Below are 19,208 nucleotides of genomic sequence, written 5' to 3'. Positions count from 1 at the left end.
CTCGAAAACCGCCGGACCCAACCCGCTCAGGACACGTTGACCGTGTACGACCCGCTGCCGGCCTTGTTGACGAGGACGACGCCGTAGCACTGCGTGTCGCCGGTCGCCGGGATCTCGACGGTCTCCGCCTGCCCCGGCTCGCCGGCCATGGAGGTGCGGAACGCCGATGCCCGGGACTTGACCGAGTTCGCACCCGGCCCGGGCGTCGAGCTCATCACGAAGAGCTCGGCATCCTGGGAGACGTCGCCGGGGGTGACGGTGATGGTGCGCTTCTCCGACGTACACAGGTCGTACATCTCGACGACGTCCTGCGCGCTCATCGGGGCCGTCGTGTCGCCCACGCCGATCAGGTCGGAGTCGTAGTCCGCCTCGATCACGTACTCGCCGTCTCCATTCAGGTGCCGGGCTCGCGGGTAGAGGTCACCCAGCGGCTGATGGCCCTGGTTGCCGTCGACCGCCACGAAGTCCACGACCCCGCTGCTCAGCCCGGACGACCCCAGCCGGTTGGTCATCGCTCGGTCGTCGTACACCTCGAGGTCGTAGTCGGCGCTCGCGGGCGGTCGCATGGCGACCACCGACCAGAACAGGAACTCGGTCTCGAAGCGGTAGTTGTGCTGCCCGGTGGTTGCGGGCTGCGGAGTACCTTCTGCCGTCCGCTCGCGAGCGGGTTCCGGAAGTCCTTGTCGATGGTGTTCTGGTAGAGCGCGCCGGCCGCGTCGTCGCCGGTGGCGTAGCCGTCGGCTCGCCGCTGTCGCCAGAACTCGTCGAAGCTCGACGACCGGTGGTCCAGGAAGGTCTCCCACACCGGGAACGGCGACCCCTCGTTCCAGTGGTCCCAGTACGCCGTCGCGGCAGGCTCGCCGGCGTCCTGCAGGTCCCACAGCGCGCCGGCCACCCGGCCTTCGACGTGGTCGCCGGTCGGCCGGAGTGCGCTGTTCGGGTTGTTGGGATCCTCGCGGTCGCCCCAGACTTGGTTCTCGACGTTGGCGGCGGTGCCCCAGTTCGGGTTGTTGCGAACCGTCCAGGCATACCAGTCGGCGAAGCCCTCGACCCACGCACACGCCGCCGTCTCGGTCGACCAGATGCCGTGGTTAAGGCAGTCGGGTCCGACGTCTGGTTGGAAGTCCTGGTAGATGTTGTCCATCACCGCGTGGCCGACCTCGTGGGTCACGACCCACCGGTCCCGGCCGTCGTCGTTGGTGATGTGCACGGTGTCGTCCCAGGTGTACTGCGAGGCGTTGTCGGGCCAGCGGATCTCGAAGTTGCGGCAGTCCGACTCGTCGCGGTCCCAGCACCGGCCGGGAGTCCAGACGTCGGCATTGTCCGCCGCATCAAACGTGATCAGGGCGCGGTCGTGGTCGGGGTTGGCGGGATGCCAGGTGCCGAAGTCGATCGTCTCCCCATCGGCGATGTCGTCGTCGCGGCGCGGCGGCCGGAAGATCCACTCGTCGCCGTTCTCGTGGGTGACGGTGAACCTCGCGTGCTTGGTCGCGAAGCGGAGGTAGAGGTCCTGGCCGCCACCGCCGATGCCGTCGTCGTTCTCGAAGCAGACCTCGAACCGTCCGTCCCCGTCGAGGAGGTCGACGCCGAGCTGGTCGTCGCTGATGGAGTCCTCGTCCCAGGCCTGTGCCTCGAGGTTCTTCGCCGGCCGCTCCTGCCCGCCCTCGCGGTAGACGAACCGCCCGCGCACACACGAGACGGCCTGGATGCCGGCGCGCCGCTTGGCGTCGTACTGCTGCTTGCTGGGTGCGACCGGCTGCGAGGCCACGTACGGCGCCTTCGTGCGCACCACCGGCGCGGCCGTCCGCGCCGCGCGCTGGACGCCTTCGCGGTAGCCGAGCTGCGAGGTCTGCGGAGTGCTCCCGACTATCAGCGGTGCATAGACGGTCTCGCTGTCGTAGGGGAGACCGCGGCCGGTGACCGCGGCCACGCTGATCGAGTGCTCACCTTCGGCGACCGCACCGACATGCGCCTTGAACCGGAGCTCGTCGCCGGCCCGAAGGTCGAAGGTGCCGGCGGCGGTGCGGACGGCGCCGCCCCTGCCCGGCTTGGTTGTGAAGCCGTACGGCGCCTTCTTCAGCACCAGCATCTGCGGCAGGGCGAAGCTGACGTCGACGTCATCGAGGTCGGCCGAGGCCCGCACCCGCACGGTCAGGACGGCGCGCTGGCCGACCTTCGGCGCGTGGTTGAGCGTGGCATCGACAGCGAGGCAGCGCTGCCACTCGCCGGCGCCGAGCGTGCAGTCGGCGGTCGTCGGCTCGCTCGGCGGCGTCGGCGGCGGCTTCGGTTTCGGATCTGCCTGGGCGTACGCCGGCGCCAGGGTGGCGACGACGACGGTGGCGCAGGCAGCAAAGGACTTCCAGCCCATGGTTCCCCCGTGTGGTTGGTGGTCGTTTCTCTTTACTTTCGGCGGCGGCATCGGTATCTCGTGCCACCCCCTGGTCTCCTCAAGACCGTGCCAACAGCGACTCAAGCAGCCGTCGAGGCCAACCGGGCCGAGGCGGGACATTCCGGGACAACCGTCAAGGTGGTGAGCGTCGGGTGCACACGACTCGGGGGCAGGCGCAGGGAGGGAACCTCGGGCCACAGCCCGAGACGATCGTCAGCGCGGCGGACCTCGTCCTCCAGCTGGACCGGTTACGTCGTCGCGCGGCCAGAGGTACGGCGCGGCGCAAGGTCAGCCTGACTGAGCTGACCGAGCGGACCGGGATTCCTCGGTCCACCGTGCATGCCTACCTCACCGGCGCACGGATGCCGCCGGCCGACCGGCTGGACGCGATCGTGATCTCGCTCGGGTGCGAGGGCAAGGAGGTCCGGCAATGGGCGGACGCCGCGGAGCGCCTGGCCGACACCGGGGTGGCGACCGAGGCCGAACCAGGCCCGAGTCCCGCTGCCGCGGCAGCGCTCAGCTCGGCGCTGGCACGGCACCAGGCCGCCCTCGACGCGCTGTCGGCAGCTGCTGACGAGGTCCGGCAGGCAGCCGCAGCGGTCGAACGCGGCCGCGGTGCCGCAGGCCGTTAGCTCAGTCCTGCCGGGCGCGCCACTCCTCGGCGAGCAGGGCGTACATGAGTCCGTCGGACCAGCCGTGGGTCCGGTGCAGCGAGTCGGCGATGGTGTGCTGCTCGCGGCGCATCCCGATCCGCTCCATCAGCCGCCACGACGGCTCGTTGCCGGCGAACGTGTTGGCCGCGACCCGGCGCAGGCCGAGCTCGTCGAAGCAGATCCGCAGCATCTCCCGGACCGCCTCGGTGGCCAGGCCGCGGCCGCCGTACTCGGGGTCGATCGCCCAGCCGATCTCGGCCTGCACGCGCTCGGCCTGTCCGGCCACCTCGGTCTGCGCCCAGGCGTCCTCGATGGCGATCATCAGGTCGGCGATCACCACGCCATCGGCCTCCGCGACCAGGAACTTGGCCAGCGTCTCCGGCTTGTCGTACCGCTCCCGGAACAGCTCGGGCTCGGAGGTCGGCAGCCACTCGGACACGCCGTCCTTGCCGCGGTAGCGGGCGACGGCGTCGAGGTCGGCCGAGGTGGCCGGGCGCAGGAGGAGTCGTTCGGTCTTGACGGGCCAGGTGAGGTCGTGGAGGGCAGGAGTGGGCATGGTCGCGAGACTACGTCGCCGGGCATGATGAGCGCCGTGGATTTAAGCCTGAGCGACGACCAGCAGCAGTTCCGTGACCTGGCCCGGACCTGGGTGGACCGCGAGGTGGTGCCGTACGCCGCCGAGTGGGACCGCACCGAGGCCGTCGACCGCGCCATCGTCGGCAAGCTCGGCGAGGTCGGCTTCCTCGGCATGGGCATCGCGGAGGAGTACGGCGGTTCCGGGGGAGACACGCTGTCGTACTGCCTGATGATGGAGGAGCTCGGCCGCGGCGACACCTCGGTGCGCGGCATCGTCTCGGTCTCGCTCGGCCTGGTCGGCAAGTCGATCGCGGCGTACGGGACCGAGGAGCAGAAGCAGCGGTGGCTGCCCGGGCTGGCCTCGGGCGAGTCGCTCGGCTGCTTCGGCCTGACCGAGCCCGGCACCGGCTCGGACGCCGGCTCGCTGGCCGCCCGCGCCACCCGCGACGGCGACGGGGACTGGCGGATCACCGGCAACAAGCTGTTCATCACCAACGGCACCTGGGCGGACTGGTCGCTGGTCTTCGCGCGCACCGGCGGCCCCGGCCCGAAGGGGATCACCGCGTTCGTCGTACCGACCGACAGCCAAGGCTTCGCGGCCCTCGAGATCAAGGGCAAGCTCGGACTCCGCGGCCAGGCCACTGCGGAGCTCACCCTGGACAACGTCCGGGTCTCCGACGAGCACCGGCTCGGCGAGGAGGGCCAGGGCTTCCGGATCGCGATGTCCGCGCTCGACAAGGGCCGGATGTCGGTGGCCGCCGGCTGCGTCGGCCTGGCGCGGGCGTGCCTCGAGGCGAGCGTCGAGTACGCCGGCCAGCGGACCCAGTTCGGCAAGCCGATCGCGTCGTACCAGCTGGTCCAGGAGATGCTCGCCGAGATGGCCGTGGAGACCGACGCGGCCCGGCTGCTGGTGTGGCGGGTCGCCGACCTGGTCGACCGCGGTGAGAGGTTCGGGACCGAGGCGTCGATGGCCAAGATGTTCGCCAGCGAGGCCGCGGTGAAGGCCGCCAACCAGGCGATCCAGGTCTTCGGCGGCTACGGGTACGTCGACGAGTTCCCGGTCGGCAAGTACCTCCGCGACGCCCGGGTCACCACCCTCTACGAAGGCACCACCCAGATCCAGAAGCTGCTGATCGGCCGGGCGCTGACCGGCATCAGCGCCTTCTGAGTCGGGACTCGATTCTTACCGCTCGCAAGCGTTGCGAGTGCGGACGGTCTGTACGGTGCCGTCGTCGTAGGTGAACCGCACCAGGTTGACCCATACCCGGCTCCTCGGGCAGGTGCCGGGCGTGGTCACGTAGGAGCGCCGTACGCCGCCTCGCCAGGTGACCTTCGTGGGGAAGAACCCGCGCGCCACGTCGACGGCCGCGCCATCCGGCGGCGTACCGGGGAGGAACGGCGCGCGCGACAGCGCCGTGCGCGCGGTCACCGCGGCGCGGACGACCACCCGGGCGCCGGTGAGGCGATCGGTGTTGACGAAGATCAGTTCGCCGATGTTGTTGAGGAAGGTGATGTCGGCCTCGATGTAGCGAGCGGGTGCCGGCAGTCCGGTATCGAGCCGGAGGTAGCCGGTGCCGACGCGGCTGCCGGCCGGGCAGGCGGCGGCGCCCTGCAGCATCAGCTCGGCATCGGAGGCGGTGCACCGGGCTGGCGCGCGCGTGTCGAAGCGCGCCCCCTCGGCAAGGACCTCGAAGACCTCGCGCACCGCGGGCGGCTTGGCGGACGGGTCGCCGGGGTTGACATAGTCGACGCGGAACGCCAGCCCAGTCGGTCGGCCGGGCTTGGTGGTGGTGAACCGCAGCGACGCGGCCTGGTAAGAACCGGCCTGGTTCGACGCAGCCGTGGTCGCCGTCGCAGTCACCGGACCGGTGAGCGTGACGGCCACCAGGGAGGCGGCAGCAAGGGCAATGGCCAGCACGGCGGCCGGGCGGGTGCGGCCGCTGGAACGGCGAGTGAAAGCCAATTGGATCATCGGGCACCTCCTCGTACCCTCCCCACCCATGACGGTACGCCAGTCCGCAGCCATTGACTACGGACCCGGCAGGCGCGACCTAGCGAGGGGCTGCCCAGTAGGCAAACAGGCACCGATCGCCGCGATTTTGCCGGCCTACGACTGCGTTTGCCTACTGGGCGGGCCGCGGTGAAGGCCGCCAACCAGGCGATCCAGGTCTTCGGCGGCTACGGGTACGTCGACGAGTTCCCGGTCGGCAAGTTCCTCCGCGACGCCCGGGTCACGACGCTCTACGAAGGCACCACCCAGATCCAGAAGCTGCTGATCGGCCGGGCGCTGACCGGCATCAACGCGTTCTGAGGTTCTCGGACGCGTTGCGCTGCCGGAAGTCGATGGCGAAGTGCTCACGGAACGCGGCTTCCGGATCGGTCACGGGAAGCTCGGTCTTCTCGCCGCGTTCGGTGAGCACCAGCTTCTTGTCCGTCAGCGTCATCCGGCCCTCCGGCGTCACGATGCTCGCCCTCGGCGCCACCCGGAAATGCGACTCCGGCGCGAACTGCTGCCACCAGCACGTAGGAACGAAGTCCGACAGCGACCGCGGCCGCCGTTCGATCCGGTACGTCGGCACGTCGCCCTGGTAGACGTCCACGTCGTCATCGTGGTCGGCCAGCCTGAAGAGCCCCGCCGGGTCTTCCTGCTCCTCGCGCGAGTCCCAGCGCAGTGGGTGCAGCGAGAACGCGCCGAAGCCGACGTCCACCAGCCAGGCGTCGTCCACGAGCAGCGTCAGGTGGTCGAACGGCGGCCCGAGCCTGCCGCCACCGAACACCCGCGCGGCCATCAGGTCGACGCGGAAACCCAGATCCCGCAACAGCTCCGCGAACAGCCCGTTGAGCTCGTAGCAGAACCCGCCTCGCCGGCGTTCGACGATCTTGTCGTACAGCCACGGGATCTCCAGCACGATCCGGGTGTCCATATGGGTGTCGAGGTTCTCGAACGGGACGCTCAGCAGGTGCCGTTCCTGCAGCTCGGCCAACGATGAGTCGCGGGTGGCGCCGATGCGCCGCAGGTAGGAGTCCACCGCTTCACGATAATCGGGGGGTCCTGGGCGCTCTGATAGGACAGCAGCGTGACCGAAGACCACATCGACGACCAGGACATCGCCCGCTGGCGGCTGCGCACCCAGCGGCTGGTCGGGCCGCACGCTCCCGATGCAACCCAGGTCGTCGTCGGCCTGCTCGCCGTACAGGCGGAGAACCAGCGGCAGTCGGAGTGGGCGGTGGCGTCGCGTACGGTGAACCCCTCGGCCGCCGAGGTCGCCGCCCTGCTCGACGACGGCCGGGTGATCCGCACCCACGTGCTCCGCCCGACCTGGCACTACGTCCACGCCGACGACCTCGGCTGGCTGCTGGACCTGACCGCGCCGCGGGTGCAGAAGGTCACCGGCAAGCAGCTCCAGGCCGTCGAGGGCATGGACGAGCGCCAGATCGAGCGGGCAGCGGGGGTGGTGGTCGAGCTGCTCGGTGCCCAGCCCGACCGGACGCGGACCGAGGTCATCGAGGCGCTGGCCGAGGCGGGCTTCGACAACGGCGGCCACTACGCGATGCTGCTGCTCGGCCATCTCGAGCTCGACCAGCTGGTCTGCAGCGGCCGGCCGCGCGACGGCGAGCACACCTACGCGCTCTTCGCCGACCGGATCCCGCAACCGCGCCGGCTGGACCGCGACGCCGCGCTCGCGGAGCTGGCGCTGCGCTACTTCACCGGCCACGGCCCGGCCACCGACCGCGACCTCGCCTATTGGGCGACGCTGACCCTCGGCGACGTACGGCGTGGGCTGGACGCAGTGCGGGACCAGCTGGCGTCCTTCGAGCACGACGGCCGCACCTACTGGCACGCCGGCGACCGGCCCGCGGCTGGGTCCGAGGGGCCCGGCGAGCCGGCCGGTCACCTGCTCCAGATCCTCGACGAGCTGTACCGCGGCTACCAGGACAGCCGGTGGGTGCTCGACTCGGACGGTGTGGTGCCTCGGGGCCGCGAGACGTCGGCCGGGATGGCGGTCGTCGACGGGCGCCTGGTCGCCGGGATGCGCCGTACTCTCGCGGCGGCCCAGGTGGTCTTCCAGCTCACGCCGTACCGCGAGCTGACCGGCGCCGAGCTCGAGGCGCTCGACCAGGCCGCGCAGCGCTACGGCGACTTCCTCGGCCTCCCCTATCGGTGGTCGAGCAGCGAACGCTAGTGAGGGTCCTCGGGACCACCCTCTATGCTGACAACACCACTGTTACTGAGGAGTAGCGCATGCGCCGTACCGTCTTCAACGAGGACCACGAAGCCTTCCGCCAGACCCTCCGCTCCTTCATCGAGGCCGAGGTGGTCCCGGTGTACGACGAGTGGCTGGCCGCCGGACAGGTGCCGCGCGAGTTCTACTACAAGCTCGCCGAGCTCGGCCTGTTCGGAATCGAGGTGCCCGAGGAGTACGGCGGCGCCGGGATCGAGTCGTTCAAGTACTCCGCGATCGAGTCCGAGGAGCTGACCCGGGTCGGCGTCTCCTTCGGCGGCCAGAGCGTCCACGTCGCGCTCTGCCTGCACTACATCCTGAGCCTGGCGTCCGAGGAGCAGAAGAAGCGCTGGCTGCCCAAGTTCGTCTCCGGCGAGGAGATGTGGGCGATCGCGATGACCGAGCCCGGCACCGGCTCCGACCTCGCCGGGATGCGCACCACCGCGAAGCTCTCCGACGACGGCAGCCACTACATCCTCAACGGCGCCAAGACCTTCATCACCGGCGGCGTCCACGCCGACCGGGTGATCGTCTGTGCCCGCACCGCCCCGGCCGACGAGGGCAACCGCCGGCATGGCATCTCGCTGCTGATCGTCGACACCAAGGCCGATGGCTACTCGGTCGGCCGCAAGCTGGACAAGATCGGCCTGAAGACCTCCGACACCGCCGAGCTCGCGTTCACCGACGTCGTCGTACCCGCCGAGGAGCTGCTCGGCGAGGAGCACAAGGGCTTCTCCTACCTCGGCAACAACCTGCCGCGCGAGCGGCTCTCGATCGCGTACGGCGCCTACGCCCAGGCCGCGGCCGCGGTCCAGATGGCCAAGAAGTACACCCAGGAGCGGCAGGTCTTCGGCCAGCCGGTGGCGGCGTTCCAGAACACCAAGTTCGAGCTCGCGGCCTGCCAGACCGAGGTGGACGCCGCGCAGGCGGTGGCCGACCGGGCGCTGGAGGCGCTGGACGCCGGCGAGCTGACCCCGGCCGAGGCCGCGTCCGCGAAGCTCTTCTGCACCGAGGTCGCGCACCGGGTGATCGACCGGTGTCTGCAGCTCCACGGCGGCTACGGCTACATGAACGAGTACCCCATCGCCCGGCTGTACGCCGACAACCGGGTCAACCGGATCTACGGCGGCACGTCCGAGGTGATGAAGTCGATCATCGCCAAGGACATGGGGCTGTAGCTACCAGCTAGCTACTCGGGCGCGACGATGTTGACCATCCAGTTGACGCCGAACCGGTCGACGACCATGCCGAACTCGTCACCCCACATCTGCTGCTCCAGCGGGACCGTGACGGTGCCGCCGTCGGACAGCTTCTCCCAGTAGCCGCGCAGGTCGTCGGCGTCGTCTCCGGACAGGCTGATCGAGAATCCCGAGCCGCCACCGCTGGACTCGCCCGGCGGGTCGTCGGCGCCCATCAGCGTGAAGCCGCTCGGCGTCTCGAGCAGGCTGTGCATGAGCTTGTCCTCGTAGCCGGGCGGCGCGCCCTCGGGCGACCCGCCGGCCAGCTCGCCGTACGTGTTCGCGGTGAGCTCGCCGCCGAGCGCGGCCTGGTAGAACTCCATGGCTTCGCGGGCGTTGCCGCCGAAGGTGAGGTACGGGTTGAGTCGTGACGCCATCGTCGCTCCCGGAACGTGGGGTGTGGATGGCTCAACATTGGCCCGGCCGGCCGGTGATGTCGAGAGCTAGTCGTCCTCGGCGGTGTGCACCTCGCCGAGCATCTCCATGACCTGGTCACGGAAGAACCGGCGATGGCCGCCGGCGGTGGTGACGTAGCTCAGCTTTCCGGCGCGCGCCCAGCGGCCGACCGTCTTCGGGTCCACGCGGAACAGCGCAGCCACCTCAGCGGGTGTCATCAGCGCGCTCTCGGTCGCACGCTTCCTAGCCTCCATGCCCAACCCCCCGGAAGAATTAAGAGACCCTCCAGTTGCCGGGGAATGCTCCCTCCCCGCGACATGCAAGGGTCTCACAAGTCGATCGGCGCCAGACCGTGTTCGGCGTCCACAATTCCTGCCCCGGGGTCCGCCTAGCGAAGAATGTCCGGCCTGGGGTAACCCTAGAACGCGGCATTCGCGGCACTCAACGGCCTGATCGGCGTCGTCCACCACGACTTTTGCGAACCTGTGGACGACGCCGAGTGGCAGTTGGGTGACGTTGCTGGGGTTTTCTTAACCGCGGGCGATGTCGAACAGGTTGCCTTCGGGGTCGGCCAGGGTGGTCCAGACGAAGCCCGCTTCGTCGAAGTCGCCCATCCGCTTCGCGCCGAGGTCGACCGCCCGGTCGATCTGGGCGGTCCAGTCCTTGGCAGCCAGGTCGAGGTGTACGGCATTCTTACCGGGCGTCTTGTCGGGCACCTGCAGGAAGAAGATCGCCGGCCCCTTCGTCGAGTGCTCCTGCCCGATCGACGCCATCTCGGCGTTGGCGCCGGAGTCGACGGGTACGCCGAGCAGGTCGGACCAGAAGCCGGCGAGGGCGGCGGCGTCGTCGCAGTCGAAGGTGACGGCGGCAAGCTTGAGGTTCATCGGGGCTCCTTGGTGGTGTCGGCCGATTCATCGGCGATGGGCCAGCACACCTCGGTCAGTTGGCTGGCGGGGTCCTCGGTGGTGTCCGGTCCGACGAGGTAGAACTCGCGGATCGGGTCGGGCAGGGCTACATGATGCTCGGCGACATGGCTGCCGAGCGCGCCGTACGTGCGGTCGAAGTCGTCGAAGGTGCCGCTATGGGTGGTCACCGCGAACCGCCCGCCCGGCAGGTCCTGGCTGGCGACACCGGTGGTCGCCGGCGCCGGCCGGACACCGTGCGGGACCGGCACGAACACCATCACGTCGCCACCGTCGTCCTCGCTGAAGAACTCCTGCGAGTAGCAGCCGCCGCCGGGACCCGCGGGCCGCGCGCCGGCGGCCTTGATCGCGGCGTACACCCGGTCGAAGGCGTCGTCGCACCAGTCGATGATGTCGCGCCAGGCCACCACGTCGCTGACCGTGAAGACCGGCTGGGTGGCGATCGTGCGGTACTCGATCGCGAGCTGGGTGGTCGGCGAGAGCAGCGTCCGCAGACTGGCGACGACCGACTGGGTACGCCGCAGCTCGTCCTCCATCCGGAGCAGGTGCGCCCGGATCGCGGCGTCGCGGGTGGCCTCGTCCGGCGCCAGCAGCACCTCCCGCACCTGCGGCACCGGCATCTCCAGGTCGCGCAGCCGGCGGATCAGGTGTGCCTGCGGCACCTGTTCGATCGCGTACCGCCGGTAGCCGGAGTGGGTGTCGATGCTCGCGGGCTCCAGCAGCCCGACCTCGTGGTAGTGGTGGAGCGTCTTCACGCTCAGGTGTGTCAGCCGGGAGAACTCCCCGATCGCGACCTGCGTGCTCATGCCCTGAACCTCATGGCCACGAGCCTGCACCCTCCGGCAGCCGGAGAGTCAAGCGGGCTGTTTGGGGTCGGTCGGTGGGGGTGTGGGCTGGTGTGCGGGCGGTCCGGCCTCGGTCGCCTGCGGGCGCTGCGGCGGCGCGTCGCGCGCACAGCATTCGCGGTTGGTTGCGCGCCGTTGGCGCGCGCCGCGGCCAAGCCGCTTTACGCCGCCCACAGACGACCGAGGCCGAATCGCCCGCGCGTCAGCAATGACGGAGGTCAGTTACGTCCTGCGGTGAATCGGATGGCGCCGTGGGGAATTCTCTCCGTCGAATAGTGCGGATCATGCGCTCGGCGATGATGATGCGAACAAAGCAGGATTCCGTCGGTGAGGTTGGTCTTTCCGCCTCTTGACCATGGGTTCCAATGATGGGCCTCACACCACGATGCCGGAATCGTGCAATTCTCTGCTCGGCATTGTTTGTCGCGGAGCCGCATTGCTTTGTGCTGGGCTCGGGAGAAGAGTCGGCGAGTGCGGCCCAGGTCGAGGATCTCGGATTTCCCGCCGAGTACGACGGGGATGATTTGGGCGGTGCAGGCCAGCCGGCGGGCTTCGGATGCGGTGATCTTGTCGTCGGTGCCGACCAGGCCGGCGGTGGCGAGGTCGCGGGTGAGGGCGTCGTGGTTGATGGTGACCATGACGGTGGTGGCGTCGCCGCCGTGCGCTGGGAGCTTGGCCGGGTCGAGGTGCTCTAGCAGTGCGAGGAACGCCTGACCCCTGGCGCGGTGCTGCGGCATCGCGCTGGCGTGCTGACGCGGTGAGGCGAAGGCGTCCAGATAGGTCGCCAGCCTGGTCGCTGCTGCGTCGGGCAGGACGCCGGTGAGTCGGGTGGTGCCGTCGCCACGTCGGGTGAGGGTGAGGCTGGTGGTCTCCCAGGCACGTTCTTCCTCGCGCTGCAACTGCTTGGCCTCTTCGGCCTCGCCGATCTCGGGGGCGATCACGTCCAGGATCCGCCTGCCGAGCACCCGCAGCTGGTCGGGGCGGTACTCGGCGGCGGCTTCGACCAGATGGTCCTCGGCCTGCACCAGCAACTCGGGATCGAGGCCGGTAGGGAGCTCGTCCAACGCTCGGGCGATCACGCGGGCCTGGGCGAGATTGACGACGCCCTCAGTGACCGCCGTACCGAGTCGGGTCCACCGGCTGTCGAGCGCCGCCGCGAGGTGCTGCTCGGCGCGACAGGCAGCCGGGGCACCACGCGACTCGTGGGCCAGCCAGGCCGCCACATCCCGGGCTCCGGCATCAGCGGCCACATCATCGGAGGTAGCCATCACCTTCAGCCGCAGCGCGGCCAGCTGAGTCTCCAGCCGGGCGAGGGCGAGCAGCGCATCAGCCTTCTCACTGGTCCGCATGAATTCGGGATCAACCTCGGCTACTTCACCCAAAGCAACTTCAATAGCGGCAGCGCAGGCAAGCACCGGATGTGGCGAATTGACGAGCATTCTTCCTGCACCTCCCCCATGGCGTACCAATTAAGACTGACTACGTCAATTGTACATACGTTCGAACGATAGTCAAAGAGTTCGAACCGCAACCACAGGCCGTTGACCCGAGCAGGCCGTAAGCCGAAAGGCAGCCGAACCAAGTACCGCAACCAACCGCCGACGGTAACCACGTAAATCTGTAAATGAAAGGCCCCAACCCCAAACAGCCCGCCACAAGAGAGAGGTTCAGACAGCCAGCAAGATCTTGCCGACCTGCTCACCAGACTCCATCACCCGGTGCGCCTCGGCGGCCTCGGCCAGCGGCAGCGTGGTGTGTACGACGGGACGCACGGTGCCGTCGGCGACCAGCGGCCAGACGTTCTCCACGACCGAGGCGCAGATGGCCGCCTTCTCGGCTCGCGGTCGGGCGCGCAGCGTCGTGGCGATCACCGCGCCGCGCTTGCGAAGCAGGGCGTTGAGGTCGAGCTCGCCCTTGGTGCCGCCCTGCAGGCCGATCACAACTAGCCTGCCCTCGCTGGCCAGCGCATCGACGTTGCGGCCGAGATACGAAGCGCCCATGTTGTCCAGGATGACGTCCGCCCCGCCGGCCTCGCGCAGCACCGCCACGAAGTCCTCGTCGCGGTAGTTGATGGCGACGTCGGCACCCAGGTCGGCGCAGATGGCGGCCTTCTCCGGGGTCCCGGCGGTCGCGAAGACCTTCGCGGACAGCGCGGAGGCCAGCTGGATCGCGAAGGTCCCGATTCCGCCCGCGCCACCGTGCACCAGGAATCTCTCGGCCGGCTGCAGCCCGGCGATCATGAACACGTTCGACCACACGGTGCAGGCGACCTCGGGCAGTGCCGCCGCCAGCTCGAGCGAGATGCCGGACGGCACCGGCATCAGCTGACCAGCAGGTACGACGACCTGCGAGGCGTACCCGCCACCGGCCAGCAGTGCGCAGACCTGATCACCGACGGCCCAGCCCGACACGTCCGAGCCGAGCGCGGCGATGGTGCCGCTGCACTCGAGCCCGAGGATCTCGGACTCACCGGGCGGCGGCGGGTAGAAGCCCATCCGCTGCAGCAGGTCGGCGCGGTTGATCGCCGTCGCCGCCACCTCGACCAGCACCTCGCCCGCCCCGGGGACCGGGTCGTCCACCTCGATGACGGACAGAACCTCCGGGCCACCCGGCTCGCTGGCAATCACGGCGCGCATGACGCCGAGCGTAGAGGAGGCCTACGGGCCTGCTGAACCGGTCAGCACCTCGTCATCCTCGTCGTCAGGTGCGACGCCGTCGTAGTGATCGGTCGTATGGTCCACGCCTCTGTCGTCCGGTACGTCGACGGTGACGGCGACATCGTCCGGGTCGGGGGCGTCAGCTGGGCGGTCCCAGCTTTCGGCGAGGACGCTGGCGCGGCCAGCCAGGTCCTCGATCGTTTCCGGGTCGGCCTTGCCCTGTGCCGCGGCGTACCCGAGCAGGTACGTCGTGATCGGGGCTGCCCTCCGGTCCACGTTGTGCGCAGCAGTCCGGGCCAGGTCGAGGATGAGAGCCTCGTCGACCTCGGCCTCGACGTCGAGTGCGTCGCACAGCTCGTCGATCCAGTCGTGAAGGTTCACCTGACCACAGTCTCCGAACGTGCGCGCCCTCGCAAGCCCGTTTGCCCAGTTCGGTCAGCTCTCTTCGAGCCTCTCCCTGAGGTCGCGCAGGTCCGCCCAGCTGTCGACGTCGCGCGCCTCGTCGCCGATCGCCGGAACCTCAGCCAGATCCAGCAGCGACAGCAGCCGGTGCATCGCGAGCCCGGGCCGGAACTCCGGCCGCGGCGCGACCGCGTCGAGCAGAGGCACGGAGAGTACGCCGCACAGCTGCCGCCGGCCGTCGGCGCCGACCAGCAGTGCGCCGTCGTGCCCGGCGCCGGCGGCCAGCAGCCTGCCGAAGGTCGCGGGGCTGACCCGCGGCATGTCGACGGCCAACAGGGCGACCAGCGGTGGGCGGCGTACGAACGCGTCGAGAGCCGCCAGCAGGCCGGCGGCCGGGCCGCCGCCGGTCGGCTCCTCGCGGGCGAAGGTGACCGGCCGTTCGGTGGGCACCGGGTCGCCCACCACGACGGTCTCACCGGCGTCCACGACCGCGTCGAGCGCGTGCGCGAGCAGGGTTCGGCCGGCCAGCTCGACGGATGCCTTGTCGACGCCGTCCATGCGTACGGCGGTGCCGCCGGCGAGGATCACCGCTCCACAATCGCTGAGACTGTGGACCGGACCCATGGCCGAATCATCGCATCGGTGGCAGTCTGTGAGCGTGTCCGCTCACCAGGCCTCGGATCTGGTGGTCCACGTCGTGCAGGAAGCCTCGACCCTGGACCCTCCGGAGAACCGTGCCCTGCTGGCGGAAAAGACCCCCGCCGGACCTGGCCTGGTGGTCTTCCCGGAGGCGTTCGCGCGCGACTTCGGGCACGCCGGCTCCGACGTCAGCGGGTTCGCAGAGACCGAGGACGGTGAGTTCGCGACCGAGGTCGAGCGGGTGGCCAAGGAGCATGGGGTCACGCTGCTGGCCGGGATGTTCGGGGTCAACGAGAAGGACCCGGCCCGGCCGTTCAACACCTTGATCATGCGCGGCGACGGCGTGAGCGCGGCGTACCGCAAGATCCACCTATACGACTCCTTCGGCTGGAAGGAGTCCGAGCGGCTCAGTGCCGGGCCGTGGGCGCCGGTGGTGGTGCCGGTCAGCGGCTGGCTGGTCGGGCTGATGACCTGCTACGACCTCCGCTTCCCCGAGCTGGCCCGGGCGCTGGTCGACCGCGGCGCCGAGGTGCTCGTCGTACCCGCCGCGTGGGTCGCCGGGCACCGCAAGCTCGACCACTGGCAGACGCTGCTGCGCGCCCGCGCGATCGAGAACACTGTGTACGTCGTCGGCGCCGCGCAGCCGGGCCCGCGCTACACCGGCCACTCCGCCATCTACGACCCGATGGGAGACGTCGTGGCCTCAGCCGGTCCCGAAGACGAAGTCATTTCGGGCACTTTGCACCGAAATGTTCTGATCGAGGCACGCGAGACCAATCCGTCGCTCATCAACCGTCGGCTGTAACGTTCGTCATCGTGTCGTCCTCGAAGCATGGCCGCCGGATCGCCGACAAGCCGCAGTCGCGGCGCGGCGGCAAGCAGCGTGCCTCGCGGATGGGCGGCCTGCGCCCCCAGCTGCGGATGCCCGAGTCGAACGGCACGGCACCCCAGCACCGCCCCGGCCCCGAGCCGACCCGGACGCCACCGCAGGTGATGCCGCCGACCCTGTCGCCGCCTCCCCAGGCGCCCCAGCCGATGCCCCATCAGCCGGTTCAGCAGCCGCCGGCACCGCGGCCGCCGTCCCCGCCACAGATCGCTCAGGCACCCGTCCAGGCCCGCGTTCAGCCGCCGGTTCAGGCTCCCGCTCCGACCCAGGTCCGGCAGGCGCCGGCCGGTCAGCCGTACCGCCAGCCGCCGCCCGTGGCCCAGCCGAAACCCGCCGGCCGCCGGATCGCGACGCCGCCGCCCGCCGCGGCCCCGAAGCCCACGCCCGCACCCGCCGTACCCACGCCGGACCCGGCACTCGAGACCAACCCACGTCGTAAGCGCAAGGGCAGCCGTGCCGACCGCAGCTCGTCGGGCCGCCGGCAGTCGGCGCCGGCTCCCGCCCCCACGCCGCCACCGGCCCCCACGCCGCCACGGGCAGCCGCGCCGCCACCGGCACCCGCGCCTATACCCGCGCCGACGGCGGCGCCTCGCCGGGCGCTCGCCTCCAGCTCGGCGGCCGCGACCACCGTCACCGCCACCCTCGAGCGGCCGGCCACCCGGCCGCCGATCCAGCCGCAGCAGAAGGCCGGCCGGTTCCAAGGCTTCGTCCACGGCACGCTGGTCATGATCCTGGCCGGCGTCGCCGCCCTCGGCTTCGCGCTGCTGGTGAGTGCGATCGTCGAGCCGTCGCTGCACAAGTTCGGCGGGTATGGCGCGGTGCTGATCACCGCGACCTTCACCTACGCGCTCGCGGCTCGCACCGGCGGCCGGCCGATCCTCTACGGCCTGCTCGCGCTGCTCCTCGGCGGCATCGTGATCATGTTCGAGGACGGCCACTTCCTGCGCGGCGGCGCCGCGATCGTGACCGCGATGGTGACCGGCGTGCTTGCGGTGATGGGGACGGTCCCGGCCGTCACCTTCCCGAAGGCCGCCCGCGAGACCCTGATCGCGGCCGGGCTGTCCTGCGTGGGCGCGCTCGCGGTCGTGGGCTACGAGCCGCGGCCCAACCTCGACCGCTTCGAGTACGTCGCCCTCGGCCTCTCCCTGGCCCTCGGCCTGCTGGTGGTCTACCGGCTCGGCGCCGGCCTTCACGGACTCGGCACCCGCGGCACGGTCGTGGTCCTCATCGGCACCCTGATGCTGGTCATCGGCGTCGCGTACGCCGAGCTGCTGCGCCGCTACGGCACCCCGGTTGCCGTCGACCAGCTCTACGAGGCGGTCGGCTGGACGCGCCGCAGCCTCGGCGCCGTACCCCGTCCGATCATGGTGCTGCTCGGCATCCCCGCTCTGGTCTGGGGCTGCCACATGCGCGCCCGCCGCCGCCAGGGCTGGTGGGTGTGCGCGTTCGGCGTCGCGGGCACCACCGCCATCGCCTGCGCGCTGATCAACCCCGCCACGTCCCTCGGCGAGGCCAGCCTGACCGTCGCCTACAGCGTGCTGGGCGGCCTGGCGATCGGGTACGCCGTGATCCGGATCGACCTGGCCTTCACCGGCTCCCGCTCCACCCGGGCCCGCCGCGAGGAAGAGGCCACCGCGGTCCGCCCCGAGCCGGCCCGCATCCACGCCCTCCTCTGAGACCTACCTAGCCGCAGTACGCCGGCCGCTCGCCGAGCGGGCTGCTGCTGTCCAGCGAGCCACCGAGCACCGTCGTCGCCAACGGGCCGGGTCCGCCGGGCTGTCCCCACCACACCTGCCGGGCGGCCACGTCGTACCGCACGACATGCGCCGCGAACAGCGGACCATCGACGCAGCTGTCGCTGATCTCGATCACGCTGTGATCGGTCGACCCGAGGTCCTCGGCCGCGACGTCGGCGAACGCCGAGCCCAGGCCGCGGCTGCCGGCCAGGTCGCTGCGCCGTACCTTGACCGAGAGGCTCCGGAGCCCGGTGAAGTTGCGGATCCCGAGGTTGCCGCCGCGGTTGCCGGTGATCCGGGTCCGGTCGACCAGGACGTCGATGCTGTTGGTCGGGCCGGAGCCGTTGACCACGTTGCTGCCGACCGACAGGCCGTTGTTGCTGCAGCCGCGGAGCACGCTGTCCCGGACGGTCAGCCGGATGTCGTTGCCGGCGCCCAGGCTGCCGGCCAGCAGGCAGTCGCCGTTGTTGAACGGCACGACCGCGGTGTTGCCGATGCCGGTCGAGCGCTCGGCGGTCACCCGCTCCAGCACCATGCTCAGCCGGGCGTTGGTGCCGAGGGCGCCCTCCTCGATCACGTCGCCGGGGGAGCCGGAGAAGTGGCTGTCGCGGACCACGACGTCGACGCGGGAGCCCGCGCCCATCGTCACCATCTCCAACCCGTTGGCGGAGAAGCCGCCCAGCCCGCGCACGTTGGTGTAGATGTTGCGCTCCACCGTGGCTTTCAGCGTCGACGGCCCGACTCCGTTGACGAAGACGCCCTCGGAGTCCGCACCCACCACGACGTTGAGGTCGTCGGGGTTGCCGAGGTCGCGCTGCACGTTGCCGGTGACGCTGGCGACCAGCTCCGAGTGGCCGCGGGTCTGCAGCCCGATCGCGAGCAGCGACTTGAAGTCCTCGCCCTGCTGCAGGTGGTGGACCTCGTTGCCGCTGATGGTGACTTGGTACGACGCCGTGCCCCACGTGCGGACGTCGATCCCGTCCCCGCAGACCGCGTCGCGCACCACGTTCCCGGAGATCGTGGCGGTCGCCCCCGTACGGCGACCGCCATCGATCATCACTCCGGCCCAGCCGTTCGGCAGCCCGCCCACGATCGGGATGCCGACGCCGGGCAGGTTCGTGGGTGCGTTGAACTGCGGGATCAGGAAGCCGGGCGTGCAGGAGGTGTTGTGGCCGGACACGTCGTTGCCGAGCACCCGGACACCGGTGACGTCGACGCCGTACACCGCTCCGCGCCGGGCGCCGGTGATCCGCAGGTTGCGCACCGTCGCGCCGTCGCTCAGCCGGACCGCGTCGCCGGCCAGCCGGGTCGTGGTGTTGGTCAGCCGGGCCGCCTTGGCGGTGGCCGCCAGCCCGCGGACCGCCGGACAGCCGCCGACCAGCGTCTGCCGCGGCTTGAGCCGGATCCCGCCGTCGAGCATGCGTGCCGACGGCAGCACGTAGACGACGTCACCGGCCCGCGACGCATGCTCGGCGTCGGCGAGCTGGTCGAACGGGCGCTGGGCGGACCCGTCGCCAGCCGCGCGGGCGTGTGCGGCGACGTACCAGACACTGGTCGCCACCGCGGCGTCCGACGGTACGGCGGCAAGGGGACAGGCCAACGCGGCGGCGATGACGGCGCCGGTGGCAACCAGGTGCTTCATGGG

21 protein-coding genes are annotated in these 19,208 nt (G+C 70.4%); 7 read left to right on the top strand and 14 right to left on the bottom strand.

Annotated features, from left to right (window positions below):
• Window positions 1-26: 26 nt before the first annotated feature.
• Both DDV73_RS09130 and DDV73_RS09125 read right to left on the bottom strand, forming a co-directional pair.
• Entirely contained in the window at window positions 27-566 is a 540-nt protein-coding gene (locus DDV73_RS09130) for a hypothetical protein (RefSeq protein ID WP_109506928.1), read from the bottom strand.
• The gene (locus DDV73_RS09125) at window positions 509-2,368 is read right to left on the bottom strand and encodes a hypothetical protein (RefSeq protein ID WP_109506927.1); all 1,860 of its coding nucleotides are present in this window, start codon (window positions 2,366-2,368) and stop codon (window positions 509-511) included. The genes DDV73_RS09130 and DDV73_RS09125 overlap by 58 nt, the downstream gene beginning before the upstream one ends.
• Window positions 2,369-2,541: 173 nt before the next feature.
• On the opposite strand from DDV73_RS09125, the gene DDV73_RS09120 reads away from it, so the two are divergent.
• Window positions 2,542-3,021 (top strand): helix-turn-helix domain-containing protein, encoded by a 480-nt coding sequence (locus DDV73_RS09120; RefSeq protein WP_161962333.1) that lies wholly within the window; start codon window positions 2,542-2,544, stop codon window positions 3,019-3,021.
• A 1-nt stretch (window position 3,022) separates the two neighbouring features.
• Here the strand turns inward: DDV73_RS09120 and DDV73_RS09115 are convergent, their stop codons facing one another.
• Window positions 3,023-3,598 carry a GNAT family N-acetyltransferase gene (locus tag DDV73_RS09115; RefSeq protein WP_109506925.1) on the bottom strand — a complete coding sequence of 192 codons (576 nt, stop codon included), beginning with the start codon at window positions 3,596-3,598 and terminating at the stop codon, window positions 3,023-3,025.
• A 27-nt stretch (window positions 3,599-3,625) separates the two neighbouring features.
• Between DDV73_RS09115 and DDV73_RS09110 the strand changes: the two genes are divergently transcribed.
• Window positions 3,626-4,786 (top strand): acyl-CoA dehydrogenase family protein, encoded by a 1,161-nt coding sequence (locus DDV73_RS09110; protein ID WP_240617215.1) that lies wholly within the window; start codon window positions 3,626-3,628, stop codon window positions 4,784-4,786.
• A 15-nt stretch (window positions 4,787-4,801) separates the two neighbouring features.
• On the opposite strand, the gene DDV73_RS09105 is transcribed toward DDV73_RS09110, so the two are convergent.
• Entirely contained in the window at window positions 4,802-5,590 is a 789-nt protein-coding gene (locus DDV73_RS09105) for a hypothetical protein (RefSeq protein ID WP_109506924.1), read from the bottom strand.
• Between the two features lie 147 nt (window positions 5,591-5,737).
• Here DDV73_RS09105 and DDV73_RS09100 point away from each other — a divergent pair, with 147 nt between their 5' ends.
• Complete coding sequence (locus DDV73_RS09100) at window positions 5,738-5,929, top strand: acyl-CoA dehydrogenase family protein (protein ID WP_240617193.1); 192 nt, start codon at window positions 5,738-5,740, stop codon at window positions 5,927-5,929.
• On the opposite strand, the gene DDV73_RS09095 is transcribed toward DDV73_RS09100, so the two are convergent.
• On the bottom strand, window positions 5,916-6,647 hold the full coding sequence (locus DDV73_RS09095; protein ID WP_109506923.1) for an arylamine N-acetyltransferase family protein: 732 nt from the start codon (window positions 6,645-6,647) through the stop codon (window positions 5,916-5,918). The two genes, DDV73_RS09100 and DDV73_RS09095, sit on opposite strands and share 14 nt — an antisense overlap.
• A gap of 48 nt (window positions 6,648-6,695) precedes the next feature.
• Here DDV73_RS09095 and DDV73_RS09090 point away from each other — a divergent pair, with 48 nt between their 5' ends.
• Entirely contained in the window at window positions 6,696-7,802 is a 1,107-nt protein-coding gene (locus DDV73_RS09090) for a winged helix DNA-binding domain-containing protein (protein WP_109506922.1), read from the top strand.
• A 59-nt stretch (window positions 7,803-7,861) separates the two neighbouring features.
• Window positions 7,862-9,019, top strand: a complete 1,158-nt coding sequence (locus DDV73_RS09085; RefSeq protein WP_109506921.1) for an acyl-CoA dehydrogenase family protein — start codon at window positions 7,862-7,864, stop codon at window positions 9,017-9,019.
• Window positions 9,020-9,030: 11 nt separating this feature from the next.
• On the opposite strand, the gene DDV73_RS09080 is transcribed toward DDV73_RS09085, so the two are convergent.
• From DDV73_RS09080 to mobA, 8 genes are all read right to left on the bottom strand, one after another.
• Window positions 9,031-9,456: a VOC family protein gene (locus tag DDV73_RS09080; protein WP_109506920.1), complete on the bottom strand. Its 426-nt coding sequence runs from the start codon at window positions 9,454-9,456 to the stop codon at window positions 9,031-9,033.
• Between the two features lie 66 nt (window positions 9,457-9,522).
• Window positions 9,523-9,729, bottom strand: a complete 207-nt coding sequence (locus DDV73_RS09075) for a BldC family transcriptional regulator (protein WP_109506919.1) — start codon at window positions 9,727-9,729, stop codon at window positions 9,523-9,525.
• Window positions 9,730-10,005: 276 nt separating this feature from the next.
• Window positions 10,006-10,359 carry a VOC family protein gene (locus DDV73_RS09070; RefSeq protein ID WP_109506918.1) on the bottom strand — a complete coding sequence of 118 codons (354 nt, stop codon included), beginning with the start codon at window positions 10,357-10,359 and terminating at the stop codon, window positions 10,006-10,008.
• Entirely contained in the window at window positions 10,356-11,204 is an 849-nt protein-coding gene (locus DDV73_RS09065; protein ID WP_109506917.1) for a MerR family transcriptional regulator, read from the bottom strand. The genes DDV73_RS09070 and DDV73_RS09065 overlap by 4 nt, the downstream gene beginning before the upstream one ends.
• Window positions 11,205-11,461: 257 nt before the next feature.
• Entirely contained in the window at window positions 11,462-12,592 is a 1,131-nt protein-coding gene (locus DDV73_RS09060; protein ID WP_240617192.1) for an HNH endonuclease signature motif containing protein, read from the bottom strand.
• A gap of 318 nt (window positions 12,593-12,910) precedes the next feature.
• The gene (locus tag DDV73_RS09055; RefSeq protein ID WP_109506915.1) at window positions 12,911-13,879 is read right to left on the bottom strand and encodes an NAD(P)H-quinone oxidoreductase; all 969 of its coding nucleotides are present in this window, start codon (window positions 13,877-13,879) and stop codon (window positions 12,911-12,913) included.
• A 21-nt stretch (window positions 13,880-13,900) separates the two neighbouring features.
• Window positions 13,901-14,281: a DUF6457 domain-containing protein gene (locus tag DDV73_RS09050; RefSeq protein ID WP_109506914.1), complete on the bottom strand. Its 381-nt coding sequence runs from the start codon at window positions 14,279-14,281 to the stop codon at window positions 13,901-13,903.
• Between the two features lie 54 nt (window positions 14,282-14,335).
• Window positions 14,336-14,926, bottom strand: coding sequence for a molybdenum cofactor guanylyltransferase (gene mobA / locus DDV73_RS09045; RefSeq protein ID WP_109506913.1), 591 nt, complete (start codon window positions 14,924-14,926; stop codon window positions 14,336-14,338).
• A gap of 34 nt (window positions 14,927-14,960) precedes the next feature.
• Here mobA and DDV73_RS09040 point away from each other — a divergent pair, with 34 nt between their 5' ends.
• Window positions 14,961-15,746, top strand: coding sequence for a carbon-nitrogen hydrolase family protein (locus tag DDV73_RS09040; RefSeq protein ID WP_240617191.1), 786 nt, complete (start codon window positions 14,961-14,963; stop codon window positions 15,744-15,746).
• A gap of 11 nt (window positions 15,747-15,757) precedes the next feature.
• Complete coding sequence (locus tag DDV73_RS27850) at window positions 15,758-17,503, top strand: hypothetical protein (RefSeq protein WP_154402677.1); 1,746 nt, start codon at window positions 15,758-15,760, stop codon at window positions 17,501-17,503.
• Between the two features lie 7 nt (window positions 17,504-17,510).
• Here the strand turns inward: DDV73_RS27850 and DDV73_RS09025 are convergent, their stop codons facing one another.
• On the bottom strand, window positions 17,511-19,205 hold the full coding sequence (locus DDV73_RS09025; protein WP_109506909.1) for a hypothetical protein: 1,695 nt from the start codon (window positions 19,203-19,205) through the stop codon (window positions 17,511-17,513).
• Window positions 19,206-19,208: the final 3 nt, after the last annotated feature.

It is taken from the genome of Nocardioides speluncae (assembly GCF_003121585.1).
Classification (GTDB): Bacteria; Actinomycetota; Actinomycetes; order Propionibacteriales; family Nocardioidaceae; genus Nocardioides; species Nocardioides speluncae.
Note: the sequence above shows the minus strand (reverse complement) of the source record. Positions and strands in the feature narration are given on the sequence as shown.

Coding starts and splice junctions, on each gene's coding strand:
- DDV73_RS09130 (WP_109506928.1), bottom strand. CDS start 566: ATGCGACCGCCCGCGAGCGCCGACTACGACCTCGAGGTGTACGACGAC.
- DDV73_RS09125 (WP_109506927.1), bottom strand. CDS start 2,368: ATGGGCTGGAAGTCCTTTGCTGCCTGCGCCACCGTCGTCGTCGCCACC.
- DDV73_RS09115 (WP_109506925.1), bottom strand. CDS start 3,598: ATGCCCACTCCTGCCCTCCACGACCTCACCTGGCCCGTCAAGACCGAA.
- DDV73_RS09110 (WP_240617215.1), top strand. CDS start 3,626: ATGAGCGCCGTGGATTTAAGCCTGAGCGACGACCAGCAGCAGTTCCGT.
- DDV73_RS09105 (WP_109506924.1), bottom strand. CDS start 5,590: ATGATCCAATTGGCTTTCACTCGCCGTTCCAGCGGCCGCACCCGCCCG.
- DDV73_RS09085 (WP_109506921.1), top strand. CDS start 7,862: ATGCGCCGTACCGTCTTCAACGAGGACCACGAAGCCTTCCGCCAGACC.
- DDV73_RS09080 (WP_109506920.1), bottom strand. CDS start 9,456: ATGGCGTCACGACTCAACCCGTACCTCACCTTCGGCGGCAACGCCCGC.
- DDV73_RS09075 (WP_109506919.1), bottom strand. CDS start 9,729: ATGGAGGCTAGGAAGCGTGCGACCGAGAGCGCGCTGATGACACCCGCT.
- DDV73_RS09070 (WP_109506918.1), bottom strand. CDS start 10,359: ATGAACCTCAAGCTTGCCGCCGTCACCTTCGACTGCGACGACGCCGCC.
- DDV73_RS09065 (WP_109506917.1), bottom strand. CDS start 11,204: ATGAGCACGCAGGTCGCGATCGGGGAGTTCTCCCGGCTGACACACCTG.
- DDV73_RS09060 (WP_240617192.1), bottom strand. CDS start 12,592: ATGCGGACCAGTGAGAAGGCTGATGCGCTGCTCGCCCTCGCCCGGCTG.
- DDV73_RS09055 (WP_109506915.1), bottom strand. CDS start 13,879: ATGCGCGCCGTGATTGCCAGCGAGCCGGGTGGCCCGGAGGTTCTGTCC.
- mobA (WP_109506913.1), bottom strand. CDS start 14,926: ATGGGTCCGGTCCACAGTCTCAGCGATTGTGGAGCGGTGATCCTCGCC.
- DDV73_RS09025 (WP_109506909.1), bottom strand. CDS start 19,205: ATGAAGCACCTGGTTGCCACCGGCGCCGTCATCGCCGCCGCGTTGGCC.